Origin of the sequence: Deinococcus radiotolerans (assembly GCF_014647435.1) — a bacterium.
Taxonomy (GTDB): Bacteria; Deinococcota; Deinococci; order Deinococcales; family Deinococcaceae; genus Deinococcus; species Deinococcus radiotolerans.
The window spans coordinates 334323-354689 of the sequence record NZ_BMPE01000002.1 but is presented as its reverse complement, the minus strand read 5'-3'; the positions used below and the strand labels follow the sequence as shown (position 1 = coordinate 354689).

At 72.3% G+C, this 20367-nt stretch carries 18 protein-coding genes; 9 read left to right on the top strand and 9 right to left on the bottom strand.

Annotation, left to right across the window (positions count from 1 at the left end):
* Positions 1-29 precede the first annotated feature (29 nt).
* The 3 genes from IEY63_RS07630 to lptB all read right to left on the bottom strand — a co-directional run bounded on the left by IEY63_RS07630 (position 30) and on the right by lptB (position 3738).
* Positions 30-1226, bottom strand: a complete 1197-nt coding sequence (locus tag IEY63_RS07630) for an ABC transporter substrate-binding protein (protein ID WP_189068387.1) — start codon at positions 1224-1226, stop codon at positions 30-32.
* A 61-nt stretch (positions 1227-1287) separates the two neighbouring features.
* The gene (locus tag IEY63_RS07625) at positions 1288-2946 is read right to left on the bottom strand and encodes a DUF3084 domain-containing protein (RefSeq protein WP_189068386.1); all 1659 of its coding nucleotides are present in this window, start codon (positions 2944-2946) and stop codon (positions 1288-1290) included.
* Between the two features lie 18 nt (positions 2947-2964).
* The gene (gene lptB, locus IEY63_RS07620; RefSeq protein WP_189068385.1) at positions 2965-3738 is read right to left on the bottom strand and encodes an LPS export ABC transporter ATP-binding protein; all 774 of its coding nucleotides are present in this window, start codon (positions 3736-3738) and stop codon (positions 2965-2967) included.
* Between the two features lie 314 nt (positions 3739-4052).
* Here lptB and IEY63_RS07615 point away from each other — a divergent pair, with 314 nt between their 5' ends.
* The 6 genes from IEY63_RS07615 (at position 4053) to IEY63_RS07590 (ending at position 11151) form a co-directional block, all read left to right on the top strand.
* Positions 4053-6383: a DUF11 domain-containing protein gene (locus tag IEY63_RS07615; protein WP_189068384.1), complete on the top strand. Its 2331-nt coding sequence runs from the start codon at positions 4053-4055 to the stop codon at positions 6381-6383.
* 48 nt (positions 6384-6431) lie between these two features.
* The gene (locus IEY63_RS07610) at positions 6432-7607 is read left to right on the top strand and encodes a phosphopentomutase (protein ID WP_189068383.1); all 1176 of its coding nucleotides are present in this window, start codon (positions 6432-6434) and stop codon (positions 7605-7607) included.
* Between the two features lie 17 nt (positions 7608-7624).
* Entirely contained in the window at positions 7625-8224 is a 600-nt protein-coding gene (locus IEY63_RS07605; RefSeq protein ID WP_229784573.1) for a hypothetical protein, read from the top strand.
* Positions 8225-8363: 139 nt separating this feature from the next.
* Positions 8364-9671 (top strand): histidinol dehydrogenase, encoded by a 1308-nt coding sequence (hisD, locus tag IEY63_RS07600; RefSeq protein WP_189068382.1) that lies wholly within the window; start codon positions 8364-8366, stop codon positions 9669-9671.
* Between the two features lie 2 nt (positions 9672-9673).
* Positions 9674-10567 carry a drug/metabolite exporter YedA gene (yedA, locus tag IEY63_RS07595; protein WP_229784553.1) on the top strand — a complete coding sequence of 298 codons (894 nt, stop codon included), beginning with the start codon at positions 9674-9676 and terminating at the stop codon, positions 10565-10567.
* Positions 10564-11151: an antibiotic biosynthesis monooxygenase gene (locus IEY63_RS07590; RefSeq protein ID WP_229784552.1), complete on the top strand. Its 588-nt coding sequence runs from the start codon at positions 10564-10566 to the stop codon at positions 11149-11151. The genes yedA and IEY63_RS07590 overlap by 4 nt, the downstream gene beginning before the upstream one ends.
* A gap of 71 nt (positions 11152-11222) precedes the next feature.
* On the opposite strand, the gene IEY63_RS07585 is transcribed toward IEY63_RS07590, so the two are convergent.
* From IEY63_RS07585 to IEY63_RS07570, 4 genes are all read right to left on the bottom strand, one after another.
* Positions 11223-12371 carry a VanW family protein gene (locus IEY63_RS07585; RefSeq protein ID WP_189068380.1) on the bottom strand — a complete coding sequence of 383 codons (1149 nt, stop codon included), beginning with the start codon at positions 12369-12371 and terminating at the stop codon, positions 11223-11225.
* 78 nt (positions 12372-12449) lie between these two features.
* Entirely contained in the window at positions 12450-13598 is a 1149-nt protein-coding gene (gene purK / locus IEY63_RS07580; RefSeq protein ID WP_189068379.1) for a 5-(carboxyamino)imidazole ribonucleotide synthase, read from the bottom strand.
* Positions 13595-14092 (bottom strand): 5-(carboxyamino)imidazole ribonucleotide mutase, encoded by a 498-nt coding sequence (gene purE / locus IEY63_RS07575; RefSeq protein WP_268239650.1) that lies wholly within the window; start codon positions 14090-14092, stop codon positions 13595-13597. Before purE ends, purK begins: the two co-directional genes overlap by 4 nt.
* Positions 14093-14240: 148 nt before the next feature.
* Positions 14241-14498 (bottom strand): hypothetical protein, encoded by a 258-nt coding sequence (locus IEY63_RS07570; RefSeq protein WP_189068378.1) that lies wholly within the window; start codon positions 14496-14498, stop codon positions 14241-14243.
* 163 nt (positions 14499-14661) lie between these two features.
* On the opposite strand from IEY63_RS07570, the gene IEY63_RS07565 reads away from it, so the two are divergent.
* The 3 genes from IEY63_RS07565 (at position 14662) to IEY63_RS07555 (ending at position 18608) form a co-directional block, all read left to right on the top strand.
* A complete protein-coding gene (locus tag IEY63_RS07565) occupies positions 14662-15678 on the top strand; it encodes a hypothetical protein (protein WP_189068377.1) in 1017 nt (338 codons plus the stop codon).
* Positions 15671-16771, top strand: a complete 1101-nt coding sequence (locus IEY63_RS07560; RefSeq protein ID WP_229784551.1) for a [LysW]-lysine hydrolase — start codon at positions 15671-15673, stop codon at positions 16769-16771. Before IEY63_RS07565 ends, IEY63_RS07560 begins: the two co-directional genes overlap by 8 nt.
* 100 nt (positions 16772-16871) lie before the next feature.
* Positions 16872-18608, top strand: coding sequence for an SLC13 family permease (locus IEY63_RS07555; protein WP_189068376.1), 1737 nt, complete (start codon positions 16872-16874; stop codon positions 18606-18608).
* 72 nt (positions 18609-18680) lie between these two features.
* Here IEY63_RS07555 and IEY63_RS07550 read toward each other — a convergent pair whose 3' ends face one another.
* Positions 18681-18839, bottom strand: a complete 159-nt coding sequence (locus IEY63_RS07550) for a hypothetical protein (RefSeq protein ID WP_189062537.1) — start codon at positions 18837-18839, stop codon at positions 18681-18683.
* 124 nt (positions 18840-18963) lie between these two features.
* Positions 18964-20247: an MFS transporter gene (locus IEY63_RS07545; protein WP_189068375.1), complete on the bottom strand. Its 1284-nt coding sequence runs from the start codon at positions 20245-20247 to the stop codon at positions 18964-18966.
* Positions 20248-20367 lie beyond the last annotated feature (120 nt).

The window sequence follows — 20367 nt, the reverse complement described above, 5'->3', positions numbered from 1 at the left end:
CGGGGCCACCGCCGCCCGCACCCCGTCGGTCAGCGTTCGGCGCGGGTCTGCGCGGCGTCCAGCGCGGCCTTCGCGCTGAGTTTGCCGGTGGTGGCCTGGGTGATGGCGTCCTCGATCAGCGCGGTCCACGCGGCGTACTCGGGCGTGGTAGGGCGGGGCACGGCCCGCGCGATTTGGGCGTGCGCCGTGCGGATCTGCGGGTTCTTCGCGTACCAGTCTTCCAGCAGCGGCGCGGCCGCGCGGCGCGGGGGGACGTACGCGGTGGTCTTCACCCAGTCGGCCAGCCGCGCGGGCTGCATCAGGTACTGCCAGAAGGCCAGGGCGCCGGCCTGCTCGGCGCTGGGGGTGCCTTTCGGGATGGCCAGGGTCGCGCCGCCCAGCGGTACCGTGCAGGCGCCGTCCTTCTCGCAGGGGAAGGAAGCGATGCCCAGGTTGAAGAACGGCAGTTTGCGCGCGTCGGTCCAGTTCGCGACACTGGCGAGCACGAACACGTTCTGCCCGCGGGCGAAGTCGAACGCGGCGCGCGTGGCCTCGTTCAGGGTGCGGGGCTGCGCCTGCGCGGCGGCACTCATGCGGGCCAGTTGCGTCAGGGCCTCCACGGCGTCCGGGCTGTCCAGGCGGGGCCTGTCGCCGCTGGTCAGGGCGCCACCGCGCGAGAGGACGTTCGCCTCGAAGGTCCAGGCGTCCGCGGTGGCCAGCAGGGGGCGCCGGCCCCCGGTGGCGAGCGCGCGGCTGACCGCTTCCAGCTGCGTCCAGGTGCCCGGGGTGCTCAGGCCTGCCTTCTTCAGCGTGCCCGCGTTGTACATCAGGACGGGCACACTGACGTTCCAGGGCAGGCCGTACGTGCGGGCGCCCAGCTGACCGGTCTTCCACACGGCGGGGTAGATGTCGTCCCGCAGAGCGCCCGGCAGGTCGTCCACGCGGGCACTCAGTTCGGTGAGCTGCCCGGCCTGCGCCAGGGCGGGGAACTGCGTGAATTCCAGCTGCGCCAGCGCGGGCGCTGAGCCGCTTTTCAGGGCGGCCTGCAGTTTGGGCAGCAGCTCTCGGTAGTTGCCCTGGTTGACGGGCACGATCTCGTAGGTGCTCTGGCTGGCGTTGAAGTCGCGGGCGTAGGCCTGCACGGTGCCCTGCACGCCGCCCATGGCGTGCCAGAACTCCACGCGGACGGGGGCTGCCTGAACGGTCGAGGCAGCGGCGAGCAGCAGGGTCAGGGGCAGGGCGCGCATCACGGTTCAGGATAGCGGCCGGGCCTGACGGGATTCTTCAGGCCCGGCTGGCGCGGGCGACTCAGGGCAGCACGGGGTACAGGTCGACGCGGCTGCCGGGGCGCACGTCGGCACGCGCGGCAATGCCGACGACGGCAACGCCGCCGCTGCGGTCATTCAGGCGCGTGATCAGCGGGACCAGCTCGCCGACGTCCAGGCCCTGCACGTACTCGCTGGGCACGCCGCGGGACGTGAGGTCCAGCGTGGCGTCCTGCACGAGTTCCCCGATCTGGTCCTGCATCCGGCGCAGGTCGCCCAGCGTGACGGTCGCGCGGCGGATGACCTGATCGGCGCGGTACAGCACGGCGTTGGGGCGCGCGTCGCAGCTGAGGTCCACCGGGAAGCCCACCGCGGCGTTCTGCGCGGCGCGGCACTGCACGAAGGTGCTGACGTTCAGGCCGCGCAGTTTGGTTTCCAGGGCGCTGCGGGCCGCGGGGTTCAGGCGCGCCGGGGGGGTGCCTCTGGCGCCGCGGGTGGCGGCGCTGCGGGCGACATCCAGGAAGAACTGGTCGAGGTTGCGCACGCCGGGCACCACGGCGGCGTACACCAGATCGTTTTTCGGGTAGGCGAGGTCGGTGTTACGGGTGGCGCTGAGTTCAGCGCGGCTGCTGGAGTACTCGTCCTGTAGGCGCCCCAGCGTGGCGCGCAGGGCGTCGTTGCTGGCGCGCAGCTGCTGCTGCTGCGTCTGGAGGGCGTTCAGGTCGTCGCGGACCCGGTCACGGTCGCGGGCGGCCTGGTCGCGGGCGCTGGTCAGCGCAGCGCGTTCACTGGTCAGGCGGTCGCGTTCGGTGCGCAGCTGATCGCGGGCCTGCTGCGCGGCGCGCTGCTGCGTCTGCGCGGCCGTCAGGGCCTGCTGCGCCGAGCGGAGGTTCTGCTGCGCGCCGCGCAGGGCGGCGTCCGCCTGCGCGCGCGAGGCGGTCAGCGCGCCGATCTGATCGCGGGCCTGCTGCGCCTGTCCCTGCGCCTGCCGGACCTGTGCCTGCGCCTGCTGCGCCTGGGCCAGCGCGGCCTGCGTGCGCGTCTGGGCAGCTTCAGCGGCCTGCTGGGCGGCGCGGGCGCGGTCCTGGGCGGTGCGGGTTTCCTGTTCGGACAGGGCGATGCGCGCGCCGAGGTCCACGACCTGCGCGTCGAGGTTCTGCGCGCGCGCCTGACTGGCTTTCAGGGACGCTTCCGCCGTCTGGAGTTTCGCGCGGGTCTGCGCGGCGCGCGTTTCCAGGGCCTGCTGCGCCGCGGTCAGTTCCTGCACGCGCGTTTCCAGGGTGCGGGCCTGCGCCTGCACGCGCGTCTGCGCCGCCTGCGCGTCACTCAGGGCGGTCTGCGCGGCCTTCAGGGCGGTCTGCGCGGCGGTCTGCTGCTCGCGCAGGCGCGCGGCCTCCTGCTGAGCACGGTCGCGGTCGGCCTGCGCGGCACGGATGTCCCCCCGCAGGGCCTCCAGCTGGGGCCGCAGCTGGTCGGCCTGCGCGATGGTGTTCACGGCGCTGCTGTTCAGCGCCAGGAATGCCGCGAGGCTGGCGGCGCTGATGCCCATGCCGGACAGGACCGCCACGACCAGCGCGGTGGTCTTGGGGCGCATGCCGAACCAGCGCAGGTGCTTACGGCCCGCCTTACGGGCAATGGTGTCCGCGGCGTAGGCGACCACGCCGGACAGCAGCACCACGAAGGGCAGGAACAGCCACAGCATCGCGTCAGGTCTCCGGGGTCACAGTTCGAAGTCGTCGCCCAGGTAGTGGGTGCGGGCGTCCTGGTCCTGAGCGAACTGCGCGGGGGTGCCCTCGAACTTCACCTCGCCGTCGTACATCAGGTACACGCGGTCGGTCAGGGCGATGGTCTCGCGGACGTTGTGATCGGTGATGAACACGCCCAGGCCCCGGCGGTCGCGCAGGTCCCGGATCAGGCGCTGGATCTCACGGATGCTCTTGGGGTCCACGCCCGTGAACGGCTCGTCGAGCAGCAGGTAGTCGGGATCGGTGGTCAGCGCGCGGGCGAGTTCCAGGCGGCGGCGCTCCCCGCCGGACAGCTGGTACGCGAAGCTGCCGGCCAGGTGCGTCAGACCGAACTCGTCGAGCAGCGCGTCAGCGCGGGCTTCCTGCTCGGCGCGGGGCAGGCCCTGGTATTCCAGGATGGCCAGCAGGTTGTCCCGCGCGGTCAGCTTGCGAAAAGCGCTGGGTTCCTGCGGCAGGTAGCCCAGGCCCAGGCGGGCGCGTTCGTGCATGGGCAGGCGGGTCAGGTCACGTCCGCCCAGGGCGATGCGGCCCGCACCGGGGCGAATGAACCCCACCAGCATGTAGAAGGTGGTGGTCTTGCCCGCGCCGTTCGGGCCGAACAGGGCGACGATCTCGCCGGGCTGCACGCGCAGGTTCACGTTCCGCACGACCTGACGCCGGCCGTAGGTCTTGCCCAGCCCCTCGGCGTGCAGGTCCGGGCGGGGGGACGTGACAGCCGGGTCAGGCAGCGGAGAGGTGGTCGCGGTCACGTCCGGCAGCGTATCACCCCGGGCCCGCGCAGCCCGTGAGGGAAGTGTGATTTCTGCGCCGCGGCCCTGGCCCCTGGCGGCCGCAGCCCAGCGCGCGACTCCAGCCGCCTGGAGGCCGTCGTCAGCGCGCTTCCCGTCGGTCCAGGCGTCCCGGACCACGGCGCTGCGGTTGGCTTACGGCGCGCCCGGACCGGCGCGCTGGAAGGGTCGACAGGCCCCGCAGGTGTCAGAGCGGCGTGACAAATTCGACATTAGCGTGGTGGCCGGTCGGCGCGCCCTCAGGCGCCGCACCCCCGACCATCCGGAGACTGCTGATGAAACGCGTGCTACTGACCACCCTGCTTCTGTCTGCCACCCTGTCGGCCGCCGCTCAGTCTGTCTGCGCGTCGCCCGCCACCGCCGGGAACGTGACCGGCCTGACCGGCACGGTCAACACCTACTACCCCTCGCCCAGCGCCGACACCACCCTGGCCGCCGGGTCGACCACCGTCACCTTCGGCACGGCGCGGCGCGGCGCGGCTCAGGACATCGTCGTGGGCGACCTGCTGCTCGTCATGCAGATGCAGGGCGCGGACATCGACTCGACCAATACGGACAAGTACGGGGACGGCGTGGCCGGCGGTCCCGGCAGCGGTCAGCTGAGCACCAACCTGTACGCCGGACGCTACGAGTTCGTGACGGTCACCAGCGTGATCAGCAGTGGCAGTGTCACGGTGCGCGGTCAGGGAACGGGTGGCGGCCTCGTGAACACCTACGTGAGTCGCGCCGCGACCACCTCGGCAGGTCAGGCGCGGTATCAGGTGATCCGCGTGCCCCAGTACGGGAATCTGTCGCTGGGCAGCGCGCCCGTCACCGCCGCTGCCTGGGACGGCGCGGTTGGGGGTGTGGTCGTGCTGGACGTGACCGGCACCCTGAACTGGAATGGAGGCAGCGTGAACGCCACCGGCCTGGGGTTTCGGGGCGGCGGCGCGCAGCAGCTGGGCGGGGTGGGGACGACCACCACCTACGCCAACTCCGACCAGCGGACTGCCACCTCAGCGGCGGTCAACGGCGGCAAGGGCGAGGGTCTGGCTGGCACGCCGCGCTTCGTCCTTGACCCCCTGACGAACGCCCTGGTGGATAACGTCACCGAAGGCTACCCGAGCGGCAGCCGCGCGCGCGGCGCGCCCGGCAACGCGGGCGGCGGCGGCACCGACGGCAACCCCGCGGGCAACGATCAGAACTCCGGCGGCGGGGGCGGCGGGAACGGTGGCGCGGGCGGTCAGGGCGGCAACACCTGGAGCAGCAACCTGGCCACCGGTGGCTACGGCGGCAAGGTCACGCCGAACAGCCTGAGCGCCCTGTTCATGGGCGGCGGCGGCGGCGCCGGCGCCCGCAACAACGGTAGCGGCGTGCAGAGCAGCGGCGGCGCCGGCGGCGGCGTCGTGATCATCCGCGCGGGACAGAGCAGCGGGACCGGCGCGGTCAGCGCGGACGGCGCCCCTGGCCTGGGCGCCGACAACGACGGCGCGGGCGGCGGGGGTGCGGGCGGCACCGTCATCGTCATGACCGGCGCGGGCACCCTGACCGGCGTGAGTCTCAGCGCGAACGGCGGGGGCGGCGGGAACGCCTGGCCCACGCAGGCGGCCGGAACGAACAATGTGAACGCCCACGGCCCGGGCGGCGGTGGGGGCGGCGGCATCGTGTACACGAACGTGACCGGGGCCAGCATGACCGCCACGAATGGCGTGAACGGCACGACCACCACCAGCGGCCTGGCGTTCGGCGCGCAGCCGGGCGCAACCGGCACCCTTCCCAGCGGCACGCTGACGGGCCTGAAGGGCACCCGAGAGGGCGCGGCCTGCCCGGTCCTGCAGGTCAGCAAGGCCACCAGCACGCCGGCGGTGTGGCGGGGGGCGAAGGCCACGTACAGCATCACGGTCAGGAATGCGGGTGGGGCGGCCAGCAGCGTGCGCGTGCAGGACACCCTCCCGTCAGGTCTGACCCTGAGTGGCACGCCCACCGTCACGCCATCCTCGGCGCGCGTGAGCAGCGCGGACGCCAGCACGGCCGCCGCGCTGGACCTGAAGACCTTCAAGCTGGCGTACGGGGAGAGCCTCACCGTGACCTTCGACGCCCTGACGCCCACCGACCCGGCGCTGCGCGGCACGGTGTACCAGAACAGCGCGTCGGCCAGCACCACCGACGCCGCGGGGAACGCCGTCAGCGGCTCGTACGTGGGGAGCAGCAGTACCGCCGAGGACGTGCGCCTGCTGTTCCCGAGTCTGAAGGTCACCAAACAGGTGAGGAACGTCACGCAGGACGAGAAGAAAAATCCCCCAGTCCAGAATTTCGGCACGACCGCCAGCGGATACCCGGGGGACCGGCTGGAGTACTGCGTGACGTACCAGAACGACGGGGACGGCCCGCTGGTCGGCGCGGCGCTGACCGACTCGATTCCGGTGAACACGTCCGTGCTGCCCGACGCGTACGGAACGGGCCGGGGCGTGCAGTACACGCCCGCATCCGGCACGGCCGTCACGTACACCAGCGCTGCCGACACGGACGCCGGGCAGATCAGTCAGGCGGGCGGCCTGAGCGTGACGTTGGGCACCGTGGCCCAGAACGCGTCGGGCACCGCGTGCTTCCAGGTGAGCATCCGCTGAAGACACCTGCGCCCCCGGCCCGGTTCCGTTTGAGCCTAGACTGGGGGCATGTTGCTGACGATTGTCGTGCTGGATTCCGTGGGCGCGGGTGAACTGCCGGACGCCGCGAGCTTCGGGGACGCCGGGGCGCATACCCTGAACCACACCCTGAAGGCCGCGCCCGAGCGCCTGACGAACCTGGCGGCGCTGGGCCTCGCCCAGGTGCCCACCATCGAGACCGGGGACGCGACCGTGCCCGCCGGACCGGCCGCCGGTGCGTTCGGCCGCCTGCGCGAGGTCAGCCCCGGCAAGGACACGAGCACCGGCCACTGGGAATTCATGGGCATCCAGCTGGAGCACGCCTTCCAGGTGTTCCCCGACGGCTTCCCGCCCGCCGTGATGGACCGCTTCGACGCGGCCACCGGGCGGGGGCACCTGTGCAACAGGCCCTATAGCGGCACGGACGTGATCCGGGACTTCGGCCCGGAGCACATGAAGACCGGCGCGCCCATTGTGTACACGAGCGCGGACAGCGTGTTCCAGATCGCCGCGCATGAGGATGTGGTGCCGCTGGAGACGCTGTACGCGTGGTGCCGCGCGGCCCGCGAGATCCTGCAGGGCGAGTTCGCCGTGGCGCGCGTGATCGCCCGGCCGTTCCGGGGCGAGTTCCCGTTCGAGCGGGCCAACGAGCACCGCAAGGACTTCAGTCTCGTGCCGCCCGCGACCGTGCTGGACGCCGTGAAGGCCACCGGACAGGCCGTGGTGGGCATCGGGAAGATCCCGGACATCTACGCGAATCAGGGCTTCACCGAGGAGATCCACACGGACGACAACGCTGACGGGATCGCCAAGACCCTGGCCCGCATGCGCCGAGCCGCGCAGGAGGGCACCTCGGGGCTGATCTTCACGAACCTCGTGGATTTCGACAGCAAGTTCGGGCACCGCCGCGACCCGGCGGGGTACAGCGCGTGCCTCGCGGCGTTCGACGCGGCGCTGCCCGAGCTGATCGCGGCCGTGCCCGAGGACGGCGCGCTGATCGTGATCAGTGACCACGGGAATGACCCCACCTGGAAGGGCTCGGATCACACCCGCGAGCACGGCCTGCTGCTGGTACACAAGGCCGGGGCGGCCGGCGTGAGCCTGGGCGACCGCGCCACCTTCGCGGATGTGGGCGCCACGGTCGCCGAGGCGCTGGGCGCGGCGTGGGACGGGCCGGGTGAGAGCTTCTGGACACAACTGACCTGACCCCCGAGGCGTTCAGCCTGACCCTGTCGCTGGGCGGGCGGTACGCGGGCGAGCAGCAGTGGGCGCTGCACGGCGAGCGCAGCGCCCTGGTGGCCCGCGTGCAGACCGACTTTGGCGGGGTGCTGCCCGGCGTGCGGCGCGTGCAGATGAGCCGCATGCACCCCCGGCTGCTGACCAGCCTCGGGTACGCCGAGGGCGACGGCCGCGGCCGGCCCGGCTTCGAGGTGAGCTTTGACCGCCGCGTGGGCCTGATCACGCTGCGCCAGGGCCGCGACGAGGCGACGCAGCCGCTGACCACCGAGTACCACGATCCCGTGAGCCTGCTGCTGTGGCTGCGGCAGCTGACCGCGCAGGACGGCGGCGGCCCCGAGCGGACGCACGCGCAGCTGACCGGCGGGCGCGTGCTGATCCAGCGCCTCGCGGACGCCGAGGTGGACGGCGCGGCGTGCAGCGGGTACTTCCTGCGGCCCGGCAACGCCTACGTGTACGTGGAGCAGGCCGCGCCGCACCGCCTGATGCGGCTGATCCAGCCGACCGATTTCGGTCCGGTCGAGGCGAACGCGCAGCCTGCCGGGCGCCGCACCGTGCAGGGCCGCGAACGGCGCCGCCGGGTCTGAGCCCCTCTGGCCCCGTCCGGCCTGCCCAGACCTGCGGGTGGGGCGGGTGGGGCGCGAGGTGCCACGATGAGGTCCGGCGCGCCCCGCATGCGGGCGCCGGTGTTCCCACCCTCCTCTCCCCTGCTTCCCTGGAGTGACGATGCAAGTGCTGCAAGGCCCTGAGGCCCGGTCCGCCCTGACGCGGACATTCAATGAGATTCCTGTTCCTGACGCCGTCCTGGCCCGCATCGAGGCGACCTTCGGTGAGCCGCTGAGCCCCGCGCAGGTCGTCGAGCGCATCCTGGCGGACGTCCGCGAACGTGGCGACGACGCCCTGCGCGACTGGACCGAGCGGCTGGATGGCCACCGCCCCGATGAGCTGCGCGTGCCCGAGGCGGAACTGGCGGCAGCCGAGGTCGCCCCGGAGCTGCACGACGCGATCCTCACAGCGATCACGCGCGTGCGGGCCTTCTACGACCAACAGCCCGCGCACGGTTTCCTGACGCACGGCCCGGACGGGGCGCTGGGGCAGCTGGTGCGGCCGCTGGGGCGGGTGGGCGTGTACGTGCCGGGCGGACTGGCCCCGCTGATCAGCACGCTGATCCACACGGCGGTGCCCGCTCAGGTGGCGGGCGTGCCCGAGATCGTGGTCACGACGCCCCCCGCCCGGGACGGCTCGGTGCACCCGGCGATTCTGGTCGCGGCGCGCGAGCTGGGGATCACGCAGGTGTACCGGGTGGGCGGCGCGCAGGCCATCGCGGCCCTGGCGTACGGCACGGCCAGCATCGGCGCGGTGGACAAGGTCGCGGGCCCCGGGAACCTGTTCGTGGTGATCGCCAAGCGTCTCGTGTACGGCCAGACCGGCATTGAGAGCCTGCCCGGCCCGACCGAGACCCTCGTGGTGGCCGATGACAGCGCCGATCCGCGCTTCGTGGCCGCCGATCTGCTGGCGCAGGCCGAGCACAACGGCGCGGAACCCGTGCTGGTCTCCACCAGCCGCGCGCTGCTGATCCAGGTGCAGGCGGAACTGAATGGGCAGCTTGAGGCCCTGCCGGAGCCGAACCGGGGCTGGGCGCGCGACAGCGTGCAGGCACGCATGAAGGTCATCCTGGCCGGCACGCTGGAGGAAGCGCTGGACCTGGCGAACCTGTACGCCCCCGAACACCTGTGCCTCCTGACCCGCGATCCGTGGAGCCTGCTGGGCCTCGTGCAGCGCGCCGGGGGCGTGTTTGTGGGCGAGGCGAGCATGGAGGCGCTGGGCGACTACGTGGCGGGCCCCAGTCACGTCATGCCGACCGGCGGCACGGCGCGCTTCATGAGCCCGGTGAACGTGCGGGACTTCCAGAACATCATCTCGGTGGTGGGCCTGAACGAGGGCGCGCTGCGCCGCATCGGCCCGGCCGGGGCGACCCTGGCCCGCGCCGAGGGCCTCGAAGCGCACGCCCGCGCCATCGAAAGCCGCCTGTGAGCGTGACGGCGCCCACCACGGCCGCGCGGCTGACGCCGCTGGTGCTGCTGTGCCTGGGACTGGTGTACGTCGTGTGGGGCAGCACGTACTTCGGCATCAAGGTGGCCATCGAGACGCTGCCGCCGCTGGGCATGCTCGCGGCGCGCTTCGTGCTGGCGGGCGCGCTGCTGCTGCTCGTCCTGCGACTCCGGGGGGCGGCGCTGCCCACCGCGCGCGAGTGGGGGTCCAGCGCCATCGTGGGCACCCTGCTGCTCGGGGGCGGCACCGGGCTGGTCACGTTGGCCGAGCGGGACGCGAGCAGCAGCGTGGCAGCCATGGTGATCGCGGTGTCGCCGCTGTTCGCGGCGCTGTTCGCGCGGCTGTGGGGCGAGCGGACCGGTGGGCGCGAGTGGCTGGGCATCGGCGTGGGCCTGATCGGGATTGCACTGCTGAACGTCGGGGAGCTGCACGCCACGCCGCTGGCCGCGCTGCTGCTGATCCTCGCCCCGCTGTGCTGGACGTTCGGCAGCCAGTGGTCCCGCCACCTCCCCCTCCCGCAGGGCCTGATGGGCTCGGCGGCCGAGATGCTCACCGGGGGCGGCATCCTCCTGCTCCTGAGCGTCCTGATGGGTGAGCGGTGGGGCACGCCCAGCGCCGCGAGCCTGTGGGCGCTGGCGTACCTGACGGTGTTCGGGAGTCTCGTGGCGTACAGCGCGTACATGTACCTCGTGGCGCACACCCGCCCGGCCCTGGCGACCAGCTACGCGTACGTGAACCCGGTCGTGGCGGTGCTGCTGGGCGTGGGTTTCGGCGGCGAGCACCTGGGCCCGCTGGGCTGGGCGGCGCTGGCGGTGATCCTCACGGGCGTCGCGCTGGTCGCGTGGCCGCGCCGCGTGCCGGACCCGGAAGTCGCGTGAGCGAACAGCTTCAGTTCGAGGGGCATCAGCCCAGCGATCCGGTCAGTCTGGTCGTCCGGCGCCGCATCCGCCCCGGGCAGGAGGCCACGTACGAGGCGCTGCTCGCCGAGGCGAATGCGCTGCTGGCCCGCCTGCCCGGCCACCGGGGGACGGGCGTGATCCGCCCCGCGCCGGGTGAGCAGGAGTACACCCTGCTGGCGCGCTTCGATTCCCTGACCAGCGCGGCCGCGTGGGAGTTGTCCCCGGAGCGGGCCGCGTGGCTGGACCGGATTGCGCCGCTGGTGGACGAGCACGTGAGTTTCGAGAAGCAGCCGGGCCTGGACTTCTGGTTCACGCCGCCCGCCGCCGCGACCCTGCGCCAGCCGCCCCGCTGGAAGATGGCGCTGCTGACCCTAGCGGCGCTGTACCCGGTGAGCGTCAGCACGTCCTGGCTGTTCGGCGAGGCGCTGAAACCCTGGCTGGGTCACCTCGTGATGCCGATCCGCGCCATTCCGCAGATGATCGTGGTCGTGCTGCTCATGACCTATCTGGTGATGCCGGCCGTGACGCGCTGGGCAACCCCCTGGCTGCGCGGAGAGAAGTAAGCCCGCCCGACCCAGAAGGGGCCCGCATCACGCGGGCCCCGTTCGTCCTGACGCCTCTGCACCGGCCGCCCTCACTTCAGGCGCTTGTCCTTGGGGTTCACGCCGTACACCGCGCCCCAGGGCTGGTAGACGCTCTTGAGGGTGTCCTTGCTGATCACCTTCCCCTTGGCCTTGATGGTGCGGGTCAGGACGCTGGTCATGCCCTGCATGGGCGTGTCGAGCAGGCGGCGGCCGCCGGGCGCCACGCGGTCGTCTGGGGTGTAGCTGGGGTTGGCGGGGGCCTTGAAGTTGGTGATGACGGGCTTGCTGATGTTCACGGTGCGGCCGGTGTTCGCGCCAAACACGTCGAAGCGCAGAGTTTTGGCGCGGGTGTCCCAGGCGGCCTGGATGAACAGGTGCTTGCCGGTGTCGTTCTTCATGCGCAGGTTCTTGCTGGGGGCGTACACGGTGGCCTCGAACCCGACGGGGTCGTAGTACTTCACACGGTGGCTGTGTTCGTGCCGTTCGGTGATGGGCAGGCCCGCCTGGTACAGCGCGCGGAAGATGGTGGTGCTGACCTGGCAGATGCCGCCGCCGTCCTCCTTGCTCAGGGTGCCGCCGCTGATCACGAAGCCCTTCACGAAGCCGGTGCTGGCGTCGATCTGCCCGATCTCCTCGTTGAAGTTGAATTCGTGGCCGGGCGCGATGAAGAAGTTATCCAGTTTGCTCGCGCCGACCAGGATGTTCTTCTCGCGGAAGTCGGGGCTGCCCGCGTAGTTGCTGCTGCCTGCCGCGACGTGCCATAGGACGCCCCGCTGAGCGAGGAGTTTCACGCTGCGGGAGGGCACGGCGCGCTTGACCTCAACCTGCGCGGTGTCCTTGCCCGCCAGGATGGCTTTCAGGAGGTTTGCCTTGGTGGCGGCGCGGTCCAGCGTCCAGCCGGTCTGGTCGGTGGCGACCCAGCTGCCGCTGACGTTGCGGAACACGGCGGGTCTGGGTGTGCGGGCGTTGATGGTTTTCTCCATCCGGTCGAGGATGGGCGTGATGGTGGTGCTCAGGCGCTTCACCTTGCGGGTCGCCTTCACGCCTGCGGCGGTCACCACCCAGGATTTCACGATGGGCGTGGTCTTCAGTTCGCCCTTGCGGATGACGCTGGACTCATCCTTTAGGATCAGTTTGAACTCGGCCGCGTGGGCCGAGGCGACCAGGGCGAGGGTCAGGGTGGTCAGGAGCCGCTTCACGTTTCTCAGCGTAGGCGGGGCCGCCTGACGGGCTGTGAGGCGAGGTTACGCGAATCCTGACCTGCCTTTACGGCGGGCTTAGGGAACCAGGGGTTCCAGGCTGGCCAGTCTGGCGCGCAGGGTTTCATGGTCCGGCGCGACGAGGTTGACGTGACCCACCTTGCGCCCGTGCCGGTGGGCCTTGTGGTACAGGTGCACGCGCGTGCCGCCCAGCCCGTCGATGGCGGCCCAGTCTGGTTTGAGAGGCTGCCCATCCGGGCCGTCCACGCCCACGACGTTCAGCATGGCGGTGGGATGCAGCGGCGCCCAGTCGCTCAGCGGCAGGTCGAGCACGGCGCGCACCTGCGCCTCGAACTGGCTGAGGCCGCCGCCGTCCTGCGTGAGGTGCCCGCTGTTGTGCACGCGCGGCGCGACCTCGTTCACCAGCAGGTCCCCGCCGGGCAGCTGGAAGAACTCCAGGGTGATCAGGCCTTCCAGCGCCCAGGCGTCCGCGACGGCGCGGGCCAGTTCGCGGGCGCGGGCCTCGGTGCCGTCCGGGACGTGGGCGGGGTACACGCTGGTGCGCAGGATGCCGTCCCGGTGCACGTTCTCCACGAGCGGCCCGAAGGCCACCTGCCCGGAGGGCGTGCGCGCCACGGCGAGGCTCACCTCGCGCTCGAAGGTCACGAAGCCCTCCAGCACGCAGGGCACGCGGCCCAGATCGGCCCACGCGGCGTGCAGCTCGGCGTCCGTGTTTACGCGCGCCTGTCCCTTGCCGTCGTACCCGAGTTCGCTGGTCTTCAGGATGCCGCGCCCACCCACGCGCGCCAGGACGCCGTCCAGGTCCCCCTCGGTCTCGATGATCTCGAAAGGGGCGGTGGTGGCCCCGGCGTCACGCAGGGCCTGCTTCTCGCGGGCGCGGTGCTTGCTGCGGGCCAGCAGCGACCCCGCCGGGCGCACGGGGACGCGGCCCTCCAGCGCGGCCAGCGCCTCGACGGGAATGTTCTCAAATTCCAGCGTGACCGCGTCGCACGCGGCCAGTTCGTCCAGCCCGGCGAGGTCGGTGTACGGGGCGTGCAGGTGCCGGGCGCACAGGCGCGCGGGGGCCTGCACGTCGGGTTCCAAAACGGTCACGCGCACGCCCAGCGGCAGCGCGGCGAGTGCGAGCATCTGCGCCAGCTGCCCGCCGCCCAGAATGCCCAGCGTCAGGTCGCGGCCCAGCGTGGTGCCGGATGTAGGCGGGGTCATGCCTCGCCCGCCTGGGGGTGCCCGTCGAAGAACGGGGCGTTCAGCACGCTCTGCGTCTGCGCGGCGCGGAAGGCGTCCAGGCGGGCGCGTACCGCCTCGTCGGTTGTGGCGAGCATGGCGGCGGCGAACAGCGCGGCGTTCTTTGCGCCGGCCGCGCCGATCGCGAAGGTCGCGACCGGGACCCCGGCGGGCATCTGCACGATGCTCAGCAGGCTGTCCTGCCCCGACAGGGCGCGGGACTGCACGGGCACGCCCAGCACCGGCACGCGCGTGAACGCCGCCAGCATGCCCGGCAGGTGCGCCGCGCCGCCCGCCCCCGCGATGATGCACGCAAAATTCAGCCGCTCGGCGCGCGCGCCGTAGGTGGGCAGCAGCGCCGGGGTGCGGTGCGCGGACAGCACCCGCACCTCGTAGGCCACGCCCATGTCACGCAGGACGTCCAGTGCGCCCCCCATGGTCTCGAAATCGCTGCGGCTGCCCATCACCACGCCCACCCGGGGGGCGGCGGTGGTCACGGGGGTCGGGTCGGCGGCACTCGTCACGCCCCGCAGCTTAGCGGGGTGCCCGGCCGCGCCGGGTGGGGCCGTCCAGAAAAGCGGCGCGGCCCGGACCTTGTCCTGGGCCGCGCTGGCAGGAACGGCTTCAGCTCTCTTCGCTGGCGTCGCGGTTCTCGCGGGCGCGGCCATCGTCGGCGTTATCACCGGACTCGATGAGCGCGTCGGGACGCACGGCAGCGATCACGCCGCTGCCCGTTCCGGTGACCAGGGCGGGCACTACGGGCGCCTCCTCGGCGCGCCGGGCCTCGCCCTGGACGGGGCTGTTCACGACGTTGCCGCTCTCCTGCTCGATCTCCTCGACGCTTTTGCCCAGGGGGGCGTCCCCGTACCTGTTGTCGGTCATGCGGTTCAGTGTGGGCCGCGGCGCGGACGGCGGGGGTGAGAGGCGCGCCCGTCGTCCCTTCATGGTGCGCCGCGCCGGTCCGCGCGGGCCACTGGCGCCCGCTATGCTGTGACGCAGTGAGGCGCGCGGGACGGTCCCGGCCGCGCCGAGGAAGGAGCCGATCATGACGCAACGCCCCAGTGACCGCGCCGCGCAGACCCTGCGTGACCTTGGACTGACCGCCGCCCCCCTGAGCGCCCTGGAGCGCGAGGACGCCCTGTTCATCCTGACGCCAGAGACGCTGCTGTACCAGGATGCCGGCGGTACGCGCCGCGTGACCCTGCGGGACCTGACCCGCATTCACAGTGATCAGGAGGGCACGCTGCGCGTCGAGACGCCCGCAGGGACGGCCCTGAGTGCCAGCCTGCTGGGTTTCGATCCCGGCGCGGTGCAGACCTTCTTCGGCGGCGTGCGGGACGCGACCGCCCGCGCCAAGGAGCAGCCGGCCTCGCCGCTGCCGCAGTCGGGCGCGCCGAAGACCTTCGCTCCGCCCGCCTCGGCGCCGGCCACGGCAGCCCGGCCGGCACCCGTCTCTTCTACTCCAGCTGCGCCCACGCCCGAGCGGGCCGCCCCGGAGCCCGAGCCGCAGGTCCTTCAGTCACCGGTGCACGTGGAGCCGCCCGCCCCGGCCGTGCAGGAGCGGCCGGCGCCCACCCCGGTCGTGATCTCCTCGTCAGCGTTCTCGCCCACGCGGCCCGCCGAGCCGAAGGGCCCCGAGGTGCAGCGACCCGCTGAGCTGCGTCCGGCCGCTGCGGCGCCCGTGGGGACGGCCGCTGCACCGGCGCCGGTGGCCCTATCATCGGCTGCACCCACGCTGTCCACCCCAGCCCCCGCGGCGCCAGCGCCCTCTGTTCCGGCCCTGCGCGGCTCGGCGGGTGCAGCGGCGGCGCTGGCGCGGCAGGCGGACCTGGCCGCGGGGCTGCCCGGGCGCCTGCGGGTGCTGGGCGTGGTGCTGTTCCTGGGCGCGGTGATCCTGGCGATCTTCCAGTTCACGGGCGGCGAGCGGCTGGCGGGCCTGTGGACGCTGTTGGCGGGCGGCGTGGGTACGGTCGCGCTGGTGGGTCTGGCGGATATCGCGCGGCTGCTGATCAGCCTGGCCCTCGCTGCGGGCGAGGGCTCCGGAGTGATGGACGTTGACTGATCCCGCAGTGAAGGCCGTGCAGGACGCCCGGGATCTGCTGATTGGCGCGGTCGGGATTCCCTCGCTGTCCGGGCAGGAGGGTGAGGTCGCGGCGTTCCTGCGGGACTGGATGGCTGCGCGCGGTTTCGAGGCCCGCGTGGACGAGGCCGGGAACGCGGTGGGCGAGCGGGGGCAGGGGCCGCTGACGGTGGCGCTGCTGGGCCACATGGACACCGTGCCGGGCGAGATTCCCGTGCACGTGGACGACGCGGGCGTGCTGCATGGGCGCGGCAGCGTGGACGCCAAGGGGCCGCTGTGCGCGTTCATGGCGGCCGTGGCGACCCTGCCCGACGAGGCGCTGGCGGCGGCGCGCTTCGTGGTGATCGGCGCGACCGAGGAGGAGGCGCCCAGCAGCCGGGGCGCGCGGCACATCCGCACCGCCGTGCAGCCGGACGTGGTCCTGATCGGCGAGCCGAGCGCCTGGGAGGGCCTGACCCTGGGGTACAAGGGGCGGCTGGTCGTGAAGGCGCAGGCGGTGAAGGAGAATTTCCATACCGCCGGGGACGGCAGCAGCGCCGGGGACGACCTGACCGAGGCGTGGTTCCGCGTGCGCGCCTGGGCGGCGGGGGCCGGGGAGCCGGGCGGCGTGTTCGGTGGCGTGCAGGCCACCATTCAGGACCTGGGGGCGGGCACGGACGGGCTGCACCAGCGGGCGTGGGGGACGTTCGGGCTGCGCCTCCCGGTCAGTGTGAGTCCAGCGCAGGCCGAAGCCGAGATCCGCGCGGCACTGGCCGATCTGGCGGGTGTGGAGCTGACCTTCGTGGGGCACGAGACGGCGGTACGGCACCCGAAAGACAACGCGCTGACGCGGGCCTTCCGCGTGGCGATCCGCGAGCAGGGCGGGAGTCCAGTGTTCAAGGTGAAGACCGGCACGAGCGACATGAACGTGGTCGCCGCCCACTGGCCTGTCCCGACCCTGGCATACGGCCCGGGCGACAGCGCGCTGGATCACACGCCCGAGGAGCGGCTGGATCTGGCCGAGTACGACCGCGCGGTGGCGGTCCTGCGGGGCGCGCTGACGCGGCTGGCGCTGGGCGCGGCCAAGGCGGATTAAAGAGACCTTCACGCGGGTCACCCGCAGTGGCCCGCATGATCGGGGCCAATGACTCCTCTGCCCTGTCCGCCCCGCCCGTCCCGCCTGCGGGGGCGCTGACGTGGATCCCGTCACGCTGATCCTGATTCTGTTCGTCGTCGCGCTCGTCCTGTTCGCCACCGAGTGGCTGCCGGTGGACGTCACGGCGCTGGGCCTGCTCTCGGCGCTGCTGCTCTTCGGACTGCTGAAGCCCAAGGAAGCCTTCGCGGGCTTCGGCAGTGACACGGTACTGACGCTGGCGTCGCTGTTCATCCTGACGCGGGTGCTGCTGCGCGCCGGGGTGATCGAGTGGATCGGCGCGGCGCTGGCCCGCCGCTCGCGCAGCGCGACGGGTACCCTGCGGGCGCTGCTGGGCACCGTGGCGGGCGTCAGCGCTTTCACGAGCAACACCGCCACCACCGCCGTGTTCCTGCCGGTCGTGGCGGGCATGGCGCGGCGCGCGGGCATTCCCGCCAGCCGCGCGCTGATGCCCCTGGCCTTTGCGAGCATCCTGGGCGGCACGATCACCCTGATCGGCACGAGCACGAACCTCGTGGTGTCCGGCGCGCTGCCCGCCACGGGCCAGAAGCCGCTGGGCTTCTTCGAACTGGCCTGGGTGGGCGTCCCGGTGGCGATCGTGGGGCTGGCGTACCTGTTCTTCGTCGCGCCGCGCCTGCTGCCCGCGCGGGACGCGCAACTGGAGGACTCGCTGCGCGCGTACCTCGCCGACCTGACGGTCGCGCCCGGCAGCACGCTGGAGGGCGTCACGCTGCGCGAGAGCGGGCTGGGCCGCGATCACGGCCTGACCGTCGTGGCGGTGCGCCGCGGCGAGGACACCGTGTACGCCCCGCCCGCCAGCTTCCGCCTGCTGGAGGGCGACACCCTGACCGTCGAGGGGCCCACCGAGCGCATCCTGGCCGGGAAGAACACGCTGGGCATCGTCAGCAAGAGCGAGCAGAAACTCCAGACCGGCGGGGACGTGCGGCTGGTCGAGGTGGTCGTGATGCCCGGCTCGCCGCTGCTGGGCCGCACGCTGCGCGAGGCGCGCTTCCGCGAGCGGTACGGGGCGTCCGTGCTGGCCCTGCACCGCCGAGCGCGGCAGGTCGAGCGGCTGGGCCGCCTGCGGGTGCAGGTGGGTGACGTGCTGCTCGTGCAGGGCGGCGCCGAGCGCATCGACGCGCTGGGCGACCATCTGGTCGTGCTGGGCGACCTGACCGAACGCCAGAGCGACCTGAAGCGCGCCCCGCTGGCCGTGCTGCTGTTCGCAGGCGCGGTGCTGCTGGGCGGCCTGGGCGTCGTGCCGCTGGGCGTGGCGGTCGTGGTCGCCGTGGCCCTGAGTCTCGCGCTGCGCCTGATCACCCCCGAGGAGGCGTACGGGGCGGTCGAGTGGCCGGTGATCGTGCTGGTGGCCTGCATGCTGGCCTTCGGCACGGCGTTCGAGGCGACCGGCGCGGCGAAGGTCCTGACGGGCGCGCTGTCGGGCGTGCTGGAACCCCTGGGGCCCTACGGGCTGCTGGGCGCGCTGTTCCTCGTGACGGTCGCGCTGACCCAGCCCATGAGCAACCAGGCAGCGGCGCTGGTCATGCTGCCGCTGGCCATCGGCACGGCCAAGGCGCTGGGCTACGATCCGCGGCCGTTCATCATCGGGATCACGGTCGCGGCCAGCAACTCGTTCGTGACGCCGCTGGAACCGTCGTGCATGCTGGTGTACGGCCCGGGGCGCTACACCTTCCTGGACTTCGTGCGGGTGGGGGCGGGCCTGACTGCGGTGACGTTCGTGGTGTCCCTGCTGATCATTCCGCGCATCTGGCCGTTCTGAGCGCGTTCAGCCGCGTGGGGCACCCCTCTGGACTGAGGTGGTGCCCCACGGGCGTGCTGGGTGGCGCCGCGTTCAGATGAACAGGGGCGCGTCGGGATCGTCGGGCAGCGGGCGGTCCTTGCGGGCCAGCAGGGCGGCAGCGGTGCCAATCCCGATGATCGCGCCCAGGGCAATCACGATCAGCGCCCAGGTGAGGGCGTGCGATTGGTCAGGATTGCGGTCTGAAGCCATGCGGGCAGGATACCAGCCTCCTGCCGGACCTGGCGCTTACACCGCGTTCAGGGTTCCGGTCCGGCGGACGGCCGCGTGAGCCCGCGCGGCGGCTGTCCGGTGTGGGCACGTGGGGTTCAGGCCCTCAGTCGTCCCCGGCGGGGCGGGTCAGGGTCCGGGGCAGGCGGGTCCAGAGAAGCAGCACGGCGATCAGGCCCAGGGCTGCCAGGGTGATCAGGCCGATGCGGGGCCCCAGGAGCCAGTCGCGGCTGATCAGGGTACTGGCGATCAGCGCGCCGGGTGGGCCCATGCCGACCAGCACGAAGGAGTACAGGCTCATGACCCGGCCGCGCAGCTGGTCGGGAATGGTGAGCTGAACGGTGCTGTTGGCGCTGACCAGCAGGCTGAGCATGCCGAAGCCGCAGGCGGCCAGGACCGGGAAGGCCAGGGTGGGGCCGGGCGTGAGGGCCAGCAGGGCCGCGCTGACGATCAGGATGAGCGCGCCGACCCGCAGGTTACGCAGCGGATTGGGCTTGCTGGCCTGCCAGAGTGCGCCAGCCATCGCGCCGATGCCGAACGCGGCGGACAGCGCGCCGAAGGTCGCCTCGCGCGCGCCAAAGACCACCCGGGCGTAGTAGGGAATGATCACGTTGAAGTTGACGATAGTGAGGCTCAGGGCGCCCACGAGCAGCATGACGTTCCGCACGGCGGGCGTGGCGCGCACGTACCGCAAGCCTTCTTTCACGTCGCCGAGCATGCTGCCGCGCGGACCAAAATCCCGCTCGGGGAAGGGCAGCGTGGCGATCACGTACAGCACCACGAAAAAGGACGCGACGTTCAGGTAGAAGGGCAGCGCCAGCCGCGAGATGTTCTCGGCGTTGCCCCCCGCGAGCAGGCTGACGCCCAGCGCGGCCACCACGCCGAACAGCGCCTGCCCCAGGGTACGGCTGACGTTGAAGGACAGGCTGTTCAGGGCCACGGCGTTCGGCACGTCACTCTTAGGGACGAAATCCACGACCATGCTCTGCCGGGCAGGCATGTCGAAGGCGTTCGCGGTGCCGCTGACGAACGCGATCAGCATGACCAGCGGCAGGGTCACGACGCCCAGGTGCGTGGTGACGGCCAGTGCGGTGGCGGTGCCCAGCAGGGTCAGCTGCGTGGCGAGCAGCACGCGGCGGCGCGGCACGCGGTCAATGACCGCCCCGGCGAACAGGGAGAGCAGCAGGCTGGGCATGAACTGCGCGACCGTGACCCAGCCCAGCGCGGCGCTGCTGCCGCCCGAGAGTTCCAGCACGAGGTACTGCTGCGCCGTCGCCTGCATCCAGGAGCCGACCAGGGACAGCAGCTGCGAGAACCAGTAGCGGTGGTAATGGGGGTGGCGCAGGGCGCTGAAGGTGCGCGAGCCCCACGCGCGGGAGCGGGCAATCACCCGCCCACCATACGCCCGCAGGGGGCGCGGTCCGTGTGGGCGTTCCCACTGGCGGGACCCCGGGGCCCGGCGGGTGTTCTTGCAGTGTGGCAGGGGGCGTGTTACGGTGCGCGGAGTCCC

Bases quoted from the DNA above. Each gene is read 5' to 3' on its own strand.
- IEY63_RS07550 (WP_189062537.1), bottom strand. From the start codon at position 18,839: ATGGCTTCAGACCGCAATCCTGACCAATCGCACGCCCTCACCTGGGCG.
- IEY63_RS07570 (WP_189068378.1), bottom strand. From the start codon at position 14,498: ATGACCGACAACAGGTACGGGGACGCCCCCCTGGGCAAAAGCGTCGAG.
- IEY63_RS07625 (WP_189068386.1), bottom strand. From the start codon at position 2,946: ATGCTGTGGCTGTTCCTGCCCTTCGTGGTGCTGCTGTCCGGCGTGGTC.
- IEY63_RS07610 (WP_189068383.1), top strand. From the start codon at position 6,432: ATGTTGCTGACGATTGTCGTGCTGGATTCCGTGGGCGCGGGTGAACTG.
- hisD (WP_189068382.1), top strand. From the start codon at position 8,364: ATGCAAGTGCTGCAAGGCCCTGAGGCCCGGTCCGCCCTGACGCGGACA.
- IEY63_RS07565 (WP_189068377.1), top strand. From the start codon at position 14,662: ATGACGCAACGCCCCAGTGACCGCGCCGCGCAGACCCTGCGTGACCTT.
- IEY63_RS07615 (WP_189068384.1), top strand. From the start codon at position 4,053: ATGAAACGCGTGCTACTGACCACCCTGCTTCTGTCTGCCACCCTGTCG.
- purK (WP_189068379.1), bottom strand. From the start codon at position 13,598: ATGACCCCGCCTACATCCGGCACCACGCTGGGCCGCGACCTGACGCTG.
- IEY63_RS07630 (WP_189068387.1), bottom strand. From the start codon at position 1,226: ATGCGCGCCCTGCCCCTGACCCTGCTGCTCGCCGCTGCCTCGACCGTT.